The following is a 15,310-nucleotide window of genomic DNA, read 5'->3' on the forward strand; positions in this document are numbered from 1 at the left end:
AAGCCAAAGAGAGTTAAATAAAATAACCTTGTACTGTATTATTTTGCTAACATATAACATTAATTGATAATCTCTATGCATATATATCTTCAAAAATGCTTTTGACTGAATGTAAGAATGATCATAATTTGACATGATGTTCAAAATACAATAGCTTTTTACAGTTTAAATCAATCTGCTAGGTAAAATTATTTAAATGTTAAAGATTATATCTTTTTTAATATTTACTTTAAAAACTGAGTGAAAAGCATGCCTTTAATAAACTTAGAAGGAGAACGGGAAGCTACAACTCAAAATAGCGAAGAGTATGGAAAAAAAATTATTGATTTTCTTAATTTGCAAGGTTATCACTTAGAACATGACTCAAATATTGAAGGTATTTTTCAGGACAAGGTATTCAGAAATCCAAAACTAGATGGGAACAAAAAAACGGTAGTAGAAGTAAAAGATACTGATTTGAGTTTAAACAACAAAGATTTTCTAGTAGAGTATGGCAAATATTTTATGATATACTCACGAGAGATTTTCAATTTGTTCATTTTCGCTAAAAAAATTGTAAATATTAATAAATGGAAAAAAATATTTGACTTGGCTACACAATCGGAAGATGAGATCCTTTCATTTTACGAAGATATCAAAAAATGCTCATCTGATAAGATTGATGAATATAGCATATTCAAGGAATTCATAATTCATACGAAAATTTATCAAACTACTTATGATAAATTGCTGCAAAAAATAGAACAAATTAAAAAAGACAATATATATGATTTTGAGGTTGATTACTTAAAGGACATAGAAGACTTAGTTTATGAACCAGAAATCTTGAATAGCAATTTATTCATTGTCAAGTCATTTCCAGACTATATATTTAAGGCTAAATTAAAAGTGAATAGTTTTACTTCACTTTGGAAAAATCCTTTCGCAAATTCTTTTGTTGCATTTAATGGAATACTATATTCAATTCGTGAATTTCCTGAAAATATATTATCTGAATATTGTGATGAAAATACATATAACAAATTTAAATTTACAAATATTGATTTAGAATCTGAAAGAAGGTTAGTTTCACAGCTTATAAAAAGCCAAATTATATTAAATGCTTTTGACAACGGTTTCTATTATAATCGAAACAAAAAAAGCTTCTACAAACCACATTTTAATCTTAGAATTGAAAAATCAAAAGTTAAAGTGGAAGATGAAAAATCAAGGGTAGTGTCAACAGTATATATCAAGGACGGAAATTTGAATTTTGTATCTCATCGTGCTGTAAAGATAGAAGTAACTAGAATTGAGAATGAATACTATGTTTTATTTAACAATTATAGATTGTTCACTAATGATGGTAAACACCTAATTATGGGTGAGGGTGCTAAAAAGTTAAATAGCAAGTTTGCACCGACAAAAGCATTCAATGATGCTGAAAAAAGCAAATTGTTCTTTTTGATAAAAGCTATGGGTTCTCTAAGAATAGGTGGTTCCACTCAGTCGAAGTTAGACAATTCAAATCCATCAACTTTAAAAAACCAGTTTGTTTTTGAAGAAGTTACATTTAAAATGCCTTGTAAATCTAAAAAAGGCGAGGTTTTTGAAGAGAATTACGATTATGAAGAAAACGTCTATTCTAAAATAAGCGATTATTATGATGAAGAATGAAATGAATTACTTTAAAATAGAGTATATTCAAGAGCCACAACTACTTTTTAATGAGGGTGGAATCTCGTTAAATCCATGTGTTGGCTTAATTAAATATGGTCCACGTTTTGCAGGATCTAGCACTACAGAGTTCAAAACATTCAAGATTGGGATTATTGGTTCCTCTAAATCAATTGCTTTAACAAAACATTTATTTGAATCATTTTATATGAAAATTTTGCCAGATGGAGACATTAAACCATGGAAAATACCTTTCCCAGGGTTAAATGCGAATTCAAAACTAAGATTTGAATTTATTTTCAATCCAGAATGGGAATCTATAATAGATTCCTTCGATTTTGAAAATTTAAAAGCAGCACAATCTTCTTCTGAAAGGGCCTTGGAACTGATTAAAGAAAGAATAATAACAATTTATGAAAAAGAAACTCCACCTGATATCATTGTAATAAGTTTTCCGATTGAATTTTACTATATTTGTGAATGCTCAGACACAAAGAAACCCATGATAAAAGTAGGATTGGATGATTTTCATAATCGCATTAAATTATTGGCAATGCAGTTGAAAGTTCCTACCCAGATTATAAGACCTGAAACTCTGCAGTTAGAAGGAACTCAAGAAAGATCTTTGGTTGCATGGAATATAGTTGTTGGAATGTTATATAAGTGCCAGAGAGGTCATCCTTGGAAACTCACTCATCTTGAAGAAAACACCTGCTATGTAGGAATATCTTTTTTCAAAGAAAAAGGTGAAGAAACACGAAGAGCAAGTTTAGCCCAAATTTTTTTGGATACAGGGGAGAGCTTTGTGTTAAGGGGTGAGTCCTTTAGTTGGGCTAATAAAGATTATCCAAATAGTCCTCACTTATCTGAAGAAGATGCACAAAGATTGATGAGTTATGTTTTAACCCATTATAAATTAATTAGAAAACACTATCCAGATAGAATTGTAATTCACAAAAGCTCAAACTTTTGGGATGATGAGCTGGAGGGATTCAAAAGCGCTACTAAAAATATCAAATCAAAAGATTTCATATCTATTTTGCCATCAGATTTTAAATTATTTACTCAAACATCTTATCCTGTATTAAGAGGTACCTTAGTATTAACTAAAAATGAGTCGATAGGCTTCCTATTTACGACAGGTTTTGTTCCTTCACTAAAAACATATCCTGGTTTTTCAATCCCTAGTGCTCTTCAAATAAAACCCTTCGTTTTAGATACCTCGCTACTAAAAGTCTGTCGAGAAATATTATCTTTTACTAAGCTTGACTGGAACAACACTTTTGTTTACTCTAAAATGCCGGTAACTCTATCGGTTTCAAGAAAAGTAGGACATGTAATGAGTGAAACTGAAGCTAAGAGAATATGCAATCTTGATACGCACTATTACTTTTATATGTAAAATTGAAGTGAATCTTACTGGCTACATCATCAATGGTAATTCGTCCCCCTGTATTTAGATAGATAAAATACTATGATATGAAAAAGGTTACGTGGATAATCTTCACTGTACAGAGATATGATTTTGATACTGATTTTTTAGGATTTCTCTAGAATGCCTTTGATTTGTCCCAAGCTTCATGAATCAAATCTACTTTTGGTACTAATATCTTTTCATATTTCTTCTTTTTTTATCAATATCAAATATTAGAAAAAGTATTTATTTCTGAAAACTTCGGCAATATCATTAGTTTCCTTCCATTGAATCAGAGATATGATTCTATGGAAATCCTCTCAAATAAAAAATCAGGCAGGTAAACAGCGAGGACATGGAGTGCACAGAGAGTATTCAATTATGTATTCTGAGAACACTGGGAATATTTGTTCTACGTGCTTTCTGTAATAAGATTTTTATATTTTAACTCCCTAAGTTTTAGACGATGTCGGAAGTTTCAACATTAGCTGAATGGGTTGAAAAAAGTGTTTTTGAACCAGATCCTAAAAAAGCGATTCAATACATTGACAATGCATTGGCATTTAATTCGAATAACCAGGAAGCTCTCTATTTAAAATGTATGTTGCTTTATAAGGAAAAAAAGTATCAGAAAGCATATGATGTTGCATCCAAAATGATTGATTTAAAATATCAAAATGCGGAAGCATGGTATGCAAGAGGTCTAGTTTCTGAAAAAATCGATAAGAAAGGTCTTGCTTCGAAATGCTACGAAAAAGCGATTCAATTTGATCCTCAGCATCATGACGCCTTACACAGTTTTATCGAGTTGAACAATTATCCGAAGTCAGCTTTGAAATATTATCGTTTGATCATTGAAATTGAGCCTGCAAATATTGATATTTGGATTAGACTTATAGATTCTGTCATTGAAGAAGAACAGTATTCAGATGCATTGAATGAAATAACAAGAGCAAGGAAATATCATTTCAACAACAAGGAACTTGATAAGCGGGAAAGGAAACTGATAGTGCACTCTAAAAGTAAAGTGCCACCAAAGCCCAAAAAGAATAAGTCTGTTCCCCTTAAGAAAAAGCCAAAGGAAGAATTGCGTAAAAAGCCTGAAATTGTAGAAGTGATCCCTCAAAAAAAGGAAGTGCTAAATAATATTGAAGTAGGAGATTTTTACAATGAATGGGATTCTCCAGCTCCAGTTACCATTTATTGTCGAATGTACAATATTCCTTATTCATCTTATAAATATTATCAAACCCGTTCATCTAGTGAAATAAAAATCAAGAATATAGAGGACCACTTAAATGCAAGGAATTTGAATTGTATGTGTTGTTCATTTTGTGTAGGCAATATATGTACATACAAAAAGAAACATGTTGTTTCAAGTTCCATTTGCAAGCATTTTAGTCCGAAAAAAGGAATACAGTTAAAAAATATTCATTTAAATACGAATAAAGAGAAAAGATTCAAATGTCCATATTGTAATAAAAAGTCTCAACGAGATGAAAATATCGCTGAACATATGAGAATAAAACATCCCCACGAATTTAAAAACCATTACCCCAATTATAACCAAAGCATTTTCTAATTCATTAATCTTAAAATCCAAGAGTAAAATTAATAGTTGAATATCTTGGATATGTAAAAGAAGCCTTATTTCGAGATACTATTTTCCTCTTTAAGAATGCTTATGCTCTATTTGTTTTTCAACTTCTCAATCAAAGAAGACACTCTCTGCTTTGCATCATCAGTTTCTTTTTCATCCTTCACAACGCTAATATCGAGGATATCCCCTTCTTTTGAACCAGAAGGAAGAAGGGATACAGGAATATCCACTTTTATGGTTTCTGCATCCCTGACAAGAAGTACTGCAATATCTCCCTCTACCCTATCCAATGTTACTCTGAAATTGCTTTTCATCAAAATCCCCCTATGCTTCTGCCATTAGAGAAAAGTTCATAGCATTCATTGGGAAAACCAATCCTTTATTTTGGGTCTCTACAGTGTATTCTTTACCATCTGTTTTTACAACAATGTGTCCTTCAATATCTGTTCTATATATGTCAGATCCAAGACCCCTTAGTCGGGCAATTACTTCTTCTGTAGGATGTCCGTAACGATTGTCAGTTCCAACCATAATTATACTTGCTGCGGGATTGACTTTCTCAAGGAACTCTATACTGGTAGATGATTTGCTTCCATGGTGGGCAACTTTCAAGATTTGACTTTCAATATCAATCCCTGATGCAAGGATTCTTTTTTCAGCATCTATTTCAGTATCCCCGGTGAATAGAAAAGAAAGATCTCCATAAGTCAATTTCAAGACAACGGAGTCATCATTTAGTTTCCCTGTAGGTTTTTCAGGATTAAGAATCTCGATAGCAAGTGAAGGATCAAGTTCTATGGTCTGGCCTGCTTCTGCAAGACTGAATGGGATATCCTTTTCGTCAATGGCAATTAGCATGTTCTCATAGGTTTTGGTAGTATGTGGATTTCCACTATCAACGAACTTCTTTACCTTGAAGTTGTTTAATACAGTTACCATTCCACCGATGTGGTCAGCATGTGCATGTGTAGCTACAATAACATCCAGTTCTGTAACACCATTATCCTTCAGGTAATTTACAACCGTATTTCCTGCTTTCTGTTCACCTGCATCAATTAGCATGTTCTTATCCTTAATTTGAATGAGGATTGAATCTCCTTGGCCCACGTCAATGAAATGGACAGTGAGGATGCTTTGGTCTATTGTCGGCAATGGGGGTTCAGGCAGTGATACTTCGACCAAAGAACCGTTTGCTATTACATCTGCATTGGGCTCTTGTTGTGAATCTTCAGATGAATCCAATATAATTGAATCGAATGATTCAGATGAAACGCAACCTGATGTAATGACCAATATCAAGGATATTAGTGCAAGTGCGAGTATTTGTTTTGCTTTCATAATCTCATCCCCTTGAAATAAGGTGTTTCTATATACGGTTTGATATATAAATAGGGCATCGGATAGTGTGGGATGTAATATGTAGTAATTATTTTATGCGAGCCTTAAATCTATTTAGGAAGGCATAAATATGTAAATGAATATTGGATTATCCGTGGCGCAGCAAGACATAATAATTAAAAAATACCAACCAACCTTTTTTGATTGCTGCGCTGTTATTTGTTCATTAAGTATCACATTCCTTAAATCATATAGGTTAGGACAAGACGAATTTCTACGAGTTATTGATACAAGCCCATTTGGTAAGGATGAGTATTACATATGAAAAGGCATTAGCTTTATATACTTACTTCTTAAAATATATTTTGTAATAAATTAAAATATATATGTAAGAGGTAAAATGGCGTATAAAAAAGAAAGCACTCATCATGGTACAAAAATGAAACTATTTGCTGAATTTATCAAATATTCAAAATATGACTTTAGTGGAAACCCCAGATGTGTGGATCTTGTTGATGTCCGGAAAGAAAACGGAAAGCTCGTGGCAAAAAGAATTTGTTTAAGTTACATCAATCGATTTCAGGGAATAGGGGAGTTGAAAACAGGCGATCGGATTTCGTTTATGGGATGGGTGCTAATGGGCAAGGTAACTCATCCAACAAGGGTTACAAAGGTTATAGCATCCTTAGTATCAGAGGAAATACCTCTAAAACCTTCACAGATATCTTCAGATTAATTTTTATAATTAGTTGCGGTATCTATCTATCCTATGTACATAAGACTAATAGTGATGATATATGGAAGTTGTAAAGGATTGGATTGATAACATGCAATTTTTATCGGAATATACTTCCAACATGAGTTATTGAAGTATGATGGATCTTTACAGATGATGTGAAGAACCTTCCAATTGGCACGACATTGAGCTTTCTCCTAAGAGATTGTATGTTACAGACTATCATTAAAAAACTGCTTATATGGGAAGATGGGAAATGGATAATGTATTAATGTCATCCTTCGCCTTCCTTCAAAACTTATTCTTATTTTGTTTTAGCACATCCTGAAACTGCTATACAGCTAAGTATAAAAAAAATAAATATATCGTTTTCATGATTTCACCTTATAGGTTATCTATTGTTGATTGTGCAGAAATTCTATTTTGCCTAACATATGCAAGATTTGAATTCAAAATCGACTTCTGTTTAAAATAATATTCGGAATCTATTTTTTTAAGTGCATCTTGATTTTGTTCAAGAAAAGCAAGATAATCTAAAATTTGAGTTTCATATATATTAGATTGAATAATGAATAAATTACTTTCACGTCTGACATCATCTCCTTTTTTATTCTTTTTAGTTTGTGTTGCTGAAGATGTTTGTCGGGAATAAGACATTTGGTTATATTCATCAATAAAATCATTATAATCATGAACTGCAATTTGTGAGCTATCAAATGATTGTTGATAATTATTATATGCAATAGTAAGTTGATTACTGTACATTTTCATTTCATCAGTAATATCCTGATTCATGTAAACTGTAGCAACTTTAGAAGCAGTTTATGTTTCTGCGCATCCAGAGATTGCAACTAGTGCAATTACTAATAAAATAAAGATATAATTTTTCATTTTGATCACTTTATTGTTTTGAATCATATATTTATATAAATAATTAATATATTTTAAATTACACTATCTTAACATACTAATTTATTTGTATATAAGTATATGTCCTTTCAATTCAGAAATTGTCTTGACTGAACTAAAGGCACTATTAATAATTCATTCACTGCTATCTGTCCAATATAGAACAAAATAGAACCTTTTAAAAATGCGTGAACAAGACTTCAAGTAATTGTTTTTTCATTTGCGGCACATCCGTTCAAATAATTGCAATTTAATTTCACTACCAATTACCAAATGCTCGAAATACTATTAAGATAATTTGATTTAGCAAATTATTATTACCACTAGCGATTACAAGGAACATAAAGAAGAATGAAGAAAATAAGAACTGAATGGTTTAAAAGTGAAATGAACTAGTTCATTTATAAATTTATACTCAACTTTTAGCAATGAATCTGATTAGGTCAAGATTCATATGCAGTTTTCGACCCATTTTTTCTTCACTTTAATCATCCTATAGATCATCTATTGAAGCAGAAGAGGTAGGGATTCTGGCAGTTTGAAGGAAAATTCGATATTATGCTTGAAGTATAATATAACATTCTAAATAATATGTTAGATTTATAGCATTTCACCTTTTTATCTGTATTCTACTGATTGCGATTCTGGATGTTTGAAAATTGCCACAATACATTTTTATAGTAGTTGTTAGATTTTAATATATGTGATAAAATGATTTACGCTAAAACAAAGAAAAATAAAAATGATAAAGAAATAGTGCCATATTCAAAGGAATGGCTAAAGGTATCTGAATTACAACAAATATTAAGTATGTCTGACCTTTCCGAAAAATATGAAGTATGGGTATCATTGCTTTATTATCCCGCCCTTAGAGTTTCCGAAGCCCTCAACATAAGAGTGCGTGATATTGATTTTATAAACAATTGTGTCGAAATCTATAATGCAAAAGGCGTATACGACCATGATTTACGAAAAGCACCACTTCCGAAAGAGGCACAAAAGACACTATCAAGATACATTAAAAATCATAATTTAAAACCAGATGATTATATTATGTTTTCAAATAAAGCATCCCAAGTATCAAGAAGTCATGTATATGTGGTTGTGGGGGAATTATGCAAACATGCAGGGGTTGACAAATGTATCGGAACCCACACTTTCAGAAGGTCAAGAGCACAACATCTATTAGATTCAGGTGTTCCACTGATAACGGTTTCCAGATATTTAAGGCATAAAAGTATAGAAACCACTATGCACTACCTTCATTATTCGATTGAGGATTTACAAAAAGAACTAAGCAAACATGATGAACCAATGCAGAAGGTAATTTAAAATGGAAAAAGGGGAATGAATTATGGCAGGGGTGTGTAAGTATGCCTTTGCCAAACAAACTCAACCAGTGAAATTTAAAACATTCCTAGAGGGGTTATGAATCCCCTTCCTCTTCAGATGCCCACATCTCTTTTTTCCACTGCTCAATTTCATCTTTGGTCATTGACTCTGTATGTGTCATACCAAATACATCTTTCAAGATTCTTTCATGCATCTCTAACTTTTCATTCATTTTATCATAGTCAGGGTGCCCAAATTTAACGATTCGCATATCTTCTGCAATACTAAGAGAATCCATAACGGCAATAAATGCATTAATAATTTTTTCATCGGTAACTTTACCATAAGATTGAGTAACGTCTAATTTATGCCCCATTGCTATTTTTTTAACAGTGTCGCCTGCAACAGCAATTACTTCGCCCAAATGATGCCTCATTGCATGGGAACGTAACGGAGAATAACCCCCATTAATACCCTTAACACCGTGGTCAAATTGCAATCTCGCATACATTTTGACGATGTTTTTCCCACCTAATGCACGTTTTGTGTCATCATAGGAAATGATATCACCATCATTATCTAGTTTTATAACTGGTTTTTTCATTGCTTTTTTAATAAACAATTTATCGTTCTTCTCATTAAATACATGCCTTTGTAAGTAGGTCATTCTGTTACTGCTTGGATAAGGTGGTTGCCTGTTACGTTTTTCTAGATATTCCTCAATTAATAGACAACATTCATTAGATAGTATTGTCGTGTATCTAATTCTAGTCTTTGACCTTTTCTTTTTTATAAGGCAATATTTAATTCTGTTTCCTTCTGAATCAGTAATTTCTCTAAGCCCGCTTTTAAAATCATCTACAGTAAGATTGCCAATATCAACAGCAGATAAACCACTAGAATAACCAGTTGCAATAATGCATTTTTCAATTAAATCGCTTTTATTGAATATATCTAATAATTTTTCATGTTTTAACTGGTCGGTTATATTCTCCTGCCTATCAATAGTTTCTACATCATCAAATTTGATTTTAAAATCAATATTAATTTTAAGTCTTTTATAGAATTGCATCACATTTGTTACATCGTTGGATGCAGTTGACCCTCTTACTTTTCTAATATTGATTAACCAATACTTAAAGTCTAGAAGTAACTGCTCAATTCTAGTTTCATCTGATTGGATATTAAAAGAATTAATGAAATATTCAGCAGTCTTGCCTTTATTCTCAGATTCATCTTTATATTGATATTCCATTGCCTTACCGTATAAAATGGAAGGGGTGGCATCTCTCATGTTATAACTTTCATTATTTCGTAAAAAGTAAAGAAATTTACGAAATGATAATGCTTTGTTTCTCCTTGTATCTTTATTATTATACAGTGATACCCATTTTTGAAAAATTATATCCTCTGCAACAATGGAATCCATTTCTAAGAAAATATTATCCATACTATTCTAGATGTATCTCAAAATACATAAAAGCAATGCATCTCTCATGGAAGCATAATACCATCCGATGCTGCTGTCACTGAAGATAGGCGGAGCGTGGAGCTATTCCGCAGAGCACCTTAAGTGTATCTCAGTCATGCAGGTTCATACAAACTATGATAAGACTACAAAGACCGGCAATACTATTGAAATGATCTACCTGCTGGTGAATCCTGAAACTGTGGCAAAAGAGGGAGTAGTGAATCGGCTGGAGAAATGCGGGAACCGGGAAGAGCGTGTGTTACTCACACGACCTTATTCCATAACCCTCAGGGCTGAGAGGATAATAGCGGCAAATATCAGTACCGAAAAAAGGAAAATCACTGTACACGAGGTCTGGGAGAAAGTGGTTATGTTCACGGGTCCATCTGCGTTCTATGCTGCCCACGAGATGGAGCATCTGGAACATATTGAGATAGATGGGCTCCCAATGTGGGCATTTAAATATGAAATAGCAGATACAGAACTCGGACCCGATTAACGGGAAATAGTCGGAACTCGACCGATATGAATATTCATTTTTAAATACGTTTCCAGCTTCCTATTTTACCTCGCCTGTGCCCTTTAAGAAATTCAGCCATCGACGGGCCTCGGCAACTCTCTCATGAGAGAATGTTTCACGGAATTCCTTTTCCTTTTCTTTGGATGTACCCTCTTTAATTTCCTTGAGGTCCATCACCGTACGCATCAATCCTGCAGTTTCATCAAAAAGCTTGTCTGCTTCTTCCCTCGTAAGCTCTCCGGTCGCCAGCTCCAGTTCATCTTCTTTTGCTTTTTCGTTGATATACAGGATGCACTTATTGATGAGACCCCGGTCCTCATCGTCAAGTTCCTCTTTCTTGAGAAGTTCCCACACGATACTATGAAGATTGCACATCTTTCCCTTAATATCGCAATTATAAGGTATCTCTTTACCTACCCAGAAGAGGCGTGCATGTAACGCTGCTAGGAGTTGCTTTCTCTCCGTCTCTGTAATGAGTTCATCATCTTCAGGTGTTTCGTCCATAATTTCCCCTAAGATAAGCTGTTGGGCATGGCACAAATATGTTTTGAACCCATTTGAAGTCCGATATGTTCTACGAAGAGAACTGTAGCAGACATACAACCGGCAGGATACTGCATTGAACAGGCCATAAGCAACTATTAATAACTAAAGGAACTAAAAGAACTCCACGTAATTATTTATATATATAAATATAAGTCCCGGTGCCGGCTATCCCGGTTCAAGAATATGCCGGGCAGAGTCTACTATTGATCTAAGGTGTTGCTATGGGAATGCTTAAAGATGTGAAATCCAAGGGTAAAATGAAAGCCGCCCAGAACTGGCTGAAAATGGCTGAAAATGCTAAAACCCCTGAAAAACAGGTGGAATATTATACAAAAGCACTGGATGCCAATCCATATAACGCAGAGGCATGGTTCAGGAAGGGCAGGATCCTGGAGAAAATGGGGAACTTCGAGGAAGCAAAAAGATGCTTTGACCTTGCAATAGAAATTGATCCCGATTATCAGGGACTTGTCGGGAAAAAGCAATACGGCACAGAACTACCTGCGGATTATGAGGAACGCTCTGTATTCCCGGAGAACCGGATTCCGGAGGGAGTCTTACTTGAAGAGGAACTGGAAGAACAACTGGAGAACCAGCCGGAAGAGGAATGGATAGCAGAGAGTTCTGAAATGAGTGAAACTGCTTACAGGCCTCCGACAGGGGATGAATCTATATTCAGTAGCTTACCTAGTAAAGAAGATAATGTTCCTGATAGGGATTCCGATTTAGAGGAATCTGATTTCCGCGAATTCTCCCCGGAGATGGCGCAAGATGGTGAAACTCCTTTATTTACGCAAGCTTCTTATGAGGATACACCGCAGACAGATTTGAGCCCCAAAGCAGAAGTAGAAGGTACTGAAACTATTTTTGTATCGCCAGCTACATCAGAAGCGGACTTTTGGAGAGAATCTTCACATGAAGACTTTAAGGAACTGAAGTTGGAATCTCAGGATAATACAGAAATAGATTCTCTGGGAAAGAATGATACTCCTAATGTGCAAGCCAAGGTAAAGTCTCCAGAAGGAACAGAATCACAAAACTCATTCGTGGGAGCACAGCCTGCCGTACTAAGTTCCGAAAAAGGAGGACTTCAGAATATGGATATCAGGATACCTATAAGTGAAACGATCAAGTTCTGGGCGATTGGCATTGTTGCAATGCTGATAGCATTCAAGGTCATGACCTATATCTGACCTCAATGCCCAAATATTTACCACTTAAGGACGTTTCATAAAATACCGGACAGGAACAGCCAGTAGACACAGACCTGTGTGATGGTCAGAGGTATCCCTACCATTGCAAATTCCGTGAACTTAAGAGTGACATTACCTTTCTTTTCGGCATTCTGTATGATAATGACATTGCTTGCAGCCCCGAGGATTGACAGGTTGCCTGCAATAGTACTTCCTGCTGCAAGTGCCATCATCTGGAGAGACGTTATCTCTGCCTGTGAGAGAATCGGAAGGTAGAGGGCTACCAAAGGGACATTGGAAATGAACTGACTCAGAAGTACGCTTATTCCAAGTATCATGGGAATCGAGTTAATGTCAGCTCCCAGCGTGTCAACCCAATTCTGGAAGAAACCGGAGTCCCATACGCTTTCCATCAGGATGAACATTGCTGCGAAGAAAACAAGCGTATGCCAGTCCATCTTTGTCAGTATCTCTTTTCTCCGGCTGCTCAAAACAAGCACCGGGAGTGCGGAGATAAGAGCTATATAGGTCAGCTTGAAATTGAAAGGAATACCTGCTGTTGTGACAAGTATCTTTGCCGCTACCAGCAGGAGAACCATTCCAAGGGAAACCTTCGCCCATCTGGCAAGTCCTTGATCCGCAATCCGTGGTACGGAATGGTCAAGCGGGACCGGTGAGAAATGCTTCCTGAAAGATACTCTAAGCAGCAGATATGTTATCAGCAGATTCACAATCGTGGGGAGTAACAGATACCGTAGAAAGGTTACAAAAGGATTTGCTACGTTGCCACCCAGGGCAATCAGTAGATTCTGCGGGTTCCCGATTGGACTTATTACGCTTCCCGTGGTTACAGCAAAAGCCAGCGCCAAAAGCAATACTTTTGGGTCAATATTATGTTCCCTGGCAAGAAGCAGCATTACAGGCGTACCTATTATTGCCAGGGTATCGTTCATTAAAAATGCAGAAGCGAGCCCCATCCCGAACAGGACGTATAGTACCACAGCATCAACTGTGCCCGCGTTCCTGAAAAAGCGATATGAGAGGTGAGAGATATAACCGCTCATTTCCAGAGCCTGTCCGATGGCAAACATTCCAAAGAGAAAGAGCATGACATCCAAATCGATTGAATTAATGGCGTCGGAAATAGATATCTGACCCGTCAGGAGCACGCCAAGGGCACCAAGTGACATTATCTGCCAGATCCCAAACCTGATGTTACCTATCTGTCTTACGGCAGTCAGGAGGAAAACCACTAATAGTATGATAACAGGCAGCGTCATTAAGATGTTAGAATCAGGGATGATGATTAAATACTTATCTTCTCTGTAGTATTAAAGTGAGCGAGAATAGGATATTCGAAAAACTGCCTGATAGGACTCTGTTTCCCGGGCGGTTAGAATAATACTCTGTGAGAAGCTCGTTTTTATGGTGAAGGCATCTATACTTATCTAGAATGAAAGCGAAGAGTTTGAATAATGTTTGGACGATTCAAGTATATGGATGATCAGTTCTACGGAGAGATAAATAACGGAATCGTGACTTCCCGTGATGGGGATGGAAAAACCTATGAGATGGAGGAACTTGAAGTCCTTCCTCCCAGCAATCCCAGCAAAATAGTTTGTGTGGGACTTAACTATCATGATCATGCTGCTGAAGTCGGCATGAATGTACCTGATGAGCCGGTGCTTTTCATGAAGCCGCCTTCTGCTATTATAGGCCAAGGGGGTAAGATAATCTATCCCCGGAGCAGCCAGAGAGTTGATTACGAAGCAGAGCTTGCAGTGATAATTGGCAAAAGATGCAAGAACATTGATTATGACAGGGCCTGTGATGTTATTGCGGGATTCACTTGTTTCAATGATGTGACTGCCCGTGACCTCCAGAGCAGGGACGGCCAGTGGACAAGAGCCAAGAGTTTTGATACCTTTGCGCCCGTGGGCCCCTTCATTATACCGGTAAGTGATTTTGATCCGGACAATGCTTACATAAAAGCCAGGGTCAATGGCGAGACAAAACAAGATTCAAATACTTCCAATCTTATTTTTGATGTGCCGTACCTTATAGAATTCATATCCGGCATAATGACCCTTGAAGTTGGTGATATCATAGCCACCGGCACTCCGCCGGGAGTCGGGGAACTCAATCCTGGTGACACTGTGGAAGTAGAAATCGAGGGAATTGGAACTTTAAGGAATGAGGTTGTATAATGCTGTTTGACCAGGTGAACAGAGAACTGGAGCTCGCAGAACGTCACCTAATGGTTCTGAAGGCAGTGATAGAGCGTGGACCTATAGGCATACTTAAACTTGCCGAAGAAACCAGTATGCCTACCCATAAAGTGCGCTACTCACTTCGCATCCTGGAGCAGGAGAGGCTTATTAAGCCATCGACCCAGGGTGCTGTTGCAGGTGATGCTGTAGAAGAGTTCCTTTCCGGTTTCGATGCCAGCATAGGTGATGTGGTGTCAAAGGCAGCACGTATCAGGGACTTGGGCAAGCCTCTGTGAGCGTACATTTAAATCAGGTTGTAACAATTCAAACCTGTTCTTGCACGAACCAACACCCCTTCAGGAACATTTTGGAATATCCTGGAGCA

Annotated in this window: 15 protein-coding genes; 9 read left to right on the forward strand and 6 right to left on the reverse strand. The window is 35.9% G+C overall.

Annotation, left to right across the window (positions count from 1 at the left end; genetic code table 11):
• The first annotated feature begins 249 nt into the window (after positions 1–249).
• The 3 genes from QZZ22_RS02455 to QZZ22_RS02465 all read left to right on the forward strand — a co-directional run bounded on the left by QZZ22_RS02455 (position 250) and on the right by QZZ22_RS02465 (position 4,652).
• Positions 250–1,656 (forward strand): hypothetical protein, encoded by a 1,407-nt coding sequence (locus tag QZZ22_RS02455; protein WP_292462345.1) that lies wholly within the window; start codon positions 250–252, stop codon positions 1,654–1,656.
• On the forward strand, positions 1,646–3,058 hold the full coding sequence (locus tag QZZ22_RS02460; RefSeq protein WP_292462347.1) for a hypothetical protein: 1,413 nt from the start codon (positions 1,646–1,648) through the stop codon (positions 3,056–3,058). The genes QZZ22_RS02455 and QZZ22_RS02460 overlap by 11 nt, the downstream gene beginning before the upstream one ends.
• A 478-nt stretch (positions 3,059–3,536) precedes the next feature.
• Positions 3,537–4,652 (forward strand): hypothetical protein, encoded by a 1,116-nt coding sequence (locus tag QZZ22_RS02465; RefSeq protein WP_292462349.1) that lies wholly within the window; start codon positions 3,537–3,539, stop codon positions 4,650–4,652.
• Between the two features lie 107 nt (positions 4,653–4,759).
• Here the strand turns inward: QZZ22_RS02465 and QZZ22_RS02470 are convergent, their stop codons facing one another.
• Together QZZ22_RS02470 and QZZ22_RS02475 are read right to left on the reverse strand one after the other, a co-directional pair.
• Positions 4,760–4,984: a DUF3006 domain-containing protein gene (locus tag QZZ22_RS02470; RefSeq protein WP_292462352.1), complete on the reverse strand. Its 225-nt coding sequence runs from the start codon at positions 4,982–4,984 to the stop codon at positions 4,760–4,762.
• A gap of 10 nt (positions 4,985–4,994) precedes the next feature.
• Positions 4,995–6,008, reverse strand: a complete 1,014-nt coding sequence (locus QZZ22_RS02475) for an MBL fold metallo-hydrolase (protein WP_292462354.1) — start codon at positions 6,006–6,008, stop codon at positions 4,995–4,997.
• A 400-nt stretch (positions 6,009–6,408) separates the two neighbouring features.
• Between QZZ22_RS02475 and QZZ22_RS02480 the strand changes: the two genes are divergently transcribed.
• Entirely contained in the window at positions 6,409–6,744 is a 336-nt protein-coding gene (locus QZZ22_RS02480; protein WP_292462356.1) for a hypothetical protein, read from the forward strand.
• 384 nt (positions 6,745–7,128) lie between these two features.
• Here the strand turns inward: QZZ22_RS02480 and QZZ22_RS02485 are convergent, their stop codons facing one another.
• Positions 7,129–7,539 (reverse strand): hypothetical protein, encoded by a 411-nt coding sequence (locus QZZ22_RS02485; RefSeq protein WP_292462358.1) that lies wholly within the window; start codon positions 7,537–7,539, stop codon positions 7,129–7,131.
• A gap of 825 nt (positions 7,540–8,364) precedes the next feature.
• Here QZZ22_RS02485 and QZZ22_RS02490 point away from each other — a divergent pair.
• The gene (locus QZZ22_RS02490; RefSeq protein WP_292462360.1) at positions 8,365–8,985 is read left to right on the forward strand and encodes a tyrosine-type recombinase/integrase; all 621 of its coding nucleotides are present in this window, start codon (positions 8,365–8,367) and stop codon (positions 8,983–8,985) included.
• A 94-nt stretch (positions 8,986–9,079) separates the two neighbouring features.
• Here QZZ22_RS02490 and QZZ22_RS02495 read toward each other — a convergent pair whose 3' ends face one another.
• A complete protein-coding gene (locus tag QZZ22_RS02495) occupies positions 9,080–10,435 on the reverse strand; it encodes a hypothetical protein (RefSeq protein WP_292462361.1) in 1,356 nt (451 codons plus the stop codon).
• Between the two features lie 67 nt (positions 10,436–10,502).
• On the opposite strand from QZZ22_RS02495, the gene QZZ22_RS02500 reads away from it, so the two are divergent.
• Positions 10,503–10,955 carry a RimK/LysX family protein gene (locus QZZ22_RS02500; protein WP_292462364.1) on the forward strand — a complete coding sequence of 151 codons (453 nt, stop codon included), beginning with the start codon at positions 10,503–10,505 and terminating at the stop codon, positions 10,953–10,955.
• 60 nt (positions 10,956–11,015) lie between these two features.
• Here the strand turns inward: QZZ22_RS02500 and QZZ22_RS02505 are convergent, their stop codons facing one another.
• Positions 11,016–11,480 (reverse strand): DUF5788 family protein, encoded by a 465-nt coding sequence (locus tag QZZ22_RS02505; RefSeq protein WP_292462366.1) that lies wholly within the window; start codon positions 11,478–11,480, stop codon positions 11,016–11,018.
• Positions 11,481–11,743: 263 nt separating this feature from the next.
• Between QZZ22_RS02505 and QZZ22_RS02510 the strand changes: the two genes are divergently transcribed.
• A complete protein-coding gene (locus QZZ22_RS02510) occupies positions 11,744–12,715 on the forward strand; it encodes a tetratricopeptide repeat protein (RefSeq protein WP_292462368.1) in 972 nt (323 codons plus the stop codon).
• 35 nt (positions 12,716–12,750) lie between these two features.
• Here the strand turns inward: QZZ22_RS02510 and QZZ22_RS02515 are convergent, their stop codons facing one another.
• On the reverse strand, positions 12,751–13,995 hold the full coding sequence (locus tag QZZ22_RS02515) for an SLC13 family permease (protein ID WP_292462370.1): 1,245 nt from the start codon (positions 13,993–13,995) through the stop codon (positions 12,751–12,753).
• Between the two features lie 195 nt (positions 13,996–14,190).
• Between QZZ22_RS02515 and QZZ22_RS02520 the strand changes: the two genes are divergently transcribed.
• Both QZZ22_RS02520 and QZZ22_RS02525 read left to right on the forward strand, forming a co-directional pair.
• Complete coding sequence (locus QZZ22_RS02520) at positions 14,191–14,922, forward strand: fumarylacetoacetate hydrolase family protein (RefSeq protein ID WP_292462372.1); 732 nt, start codon at positions 14,191–14,193, stop codon at positions 14,920–14,922.
• A complete protein-coding gene (locus tag QZZ22_RS02525; protein ID WP_292462373.1) occupies positions 14,922–15,221 on the forward strand; it encodes a hypothetical protein in 300 nt (99 codons plus the stop codon). Before QZZ22_RS02520 ends, QZZ22_RS02525 begins: the two co-directional genes overlap by 1 nt.
• Positions 15,222–15,310 lie beyond the last annotated feature (89 nt).

Origin of the sequence: Methanolobus sp. (assembly GCF_016278365.1) — an archaeon.
Taxonomy (GTDB): Archaea; Halobacteriota; Methanosarcinia; order Methanosarcinales; family Methanosarcinaceae; genus Methanolobus.

What these genes read in the sequence shown, in the direction of transcription:
- QZZ22_RS02455 (WP_292462345.1), top strand. Translation starts at nt 250, where the DNA reads ATGCCTTTAATAAACTTAGAAGGAGAACGGGAAGCTACAACTCAAAAT.
- QZZ22_RS02460 (WP_292462347.1), top strand. Translation starts at nt 1,646, where the DNA reads ATGAAGAATGAAATGAATTACTTTAAAATAGAGTATATTCAAGAGCCA.
- QZZ22_RS02465 (WP_292462349.1), top strand. Translation starts at nt 3,537, where the DNA reads ATGTCGGAAGTTTCAACATTAGCTGAATGGGTTGAAAAAAGTGTTTTT.
- QZZ22_RS02470 (WP_292462352.1), bottom strand. Translation starts at nt 4,984, where the DNA reads ATGAAAAGCAATTTCAGAGTAACATTGGATAGGGTAGAGGGAGATATT.
- QZZ22_RS02475 (WP_292462354.1), bottom strand. Translation starts at nt 6,008, where the DNA reads ATGAAAGCAAAACAAATACTCGCACTTGCACTAATATCCTTGATATTG.
- QZZ22_RS02480 (WP_292462356.1), top strand. Translation starts at nt 6,409, where the DNA reads ATGGCGTATAAAAAAGAAAGCACTCATCATGGTACAAAAATGAAACTA.
- QZZ22_RS02485 (WP_292462358.1), bottom strand. Translation starts at nt 7,539, where the DNA reads ATGAATCAGGATATTACTGATGAAATGAAAATGTACAGTAATCAACTT.
- QZZ22_RS02490 (WP_292462360.1), top strand. Translation starts at nt 8,365, where the DNA reads ATGATTTACGCTAAAACAAAGAAAAATAAAAATGATAAAGAAATAGTG.
- QZZ22_RS02495 (WP_292462361.1), bottom strand. Translation starts at nt 10,435, where the DNA reads ATGGATAATATTTTCTTAGAAATGGATTCCATTGTTGCAGAGGATATA.
- QZZ22_RS02500 (WP_292462364.1), top strand. Translation starts at nt 10,503, where the DNA reads ATGCTGCTGTCACTGAAGATAGGCGGAGCGTGGAGCTATTCCGCAGAG.
- QZZ22_RS02505 (WP_292462366.1), bottom strand. Translation starts at nt 11,480, where the DNA reads ATGGACGAAACACCTGAAGATGATGAACTCATTACAGAGACGGAGAGA.
- QZZ22_RS02510 (WP_292462368.1), top strand. Translation starts at nt 11,744, where the DNA reads ATGGGAATGCTTAAAGATGTGAAATCCAAGGGTAAAATGAAAGCCGCC.
- QZZ22_RS02515 (WP_292462370.1), bottom strand. Translation starts at nt 13,995, where the DNA reads ATGACGCTGCCTGTTATCATACTATTAGTGGTTTTCCTCCTGACTGCC.
- QZZ22_RS02520 (WP_292462372.1), top strand. Translation starts at nt 14,191, where the DNA reads ATGTTTGGACGATTCAAGTATATGGATGATCAGTTCTACGGAGAGATA.
- QZZ22_RS02525 (WP_292462373.1), top strand. Translation starts at nt 14,922, where the DNA reads ATGCTGTTTGACCAGGTGAACAGAGAACTGGAGCTCGCAGAACGTCAC.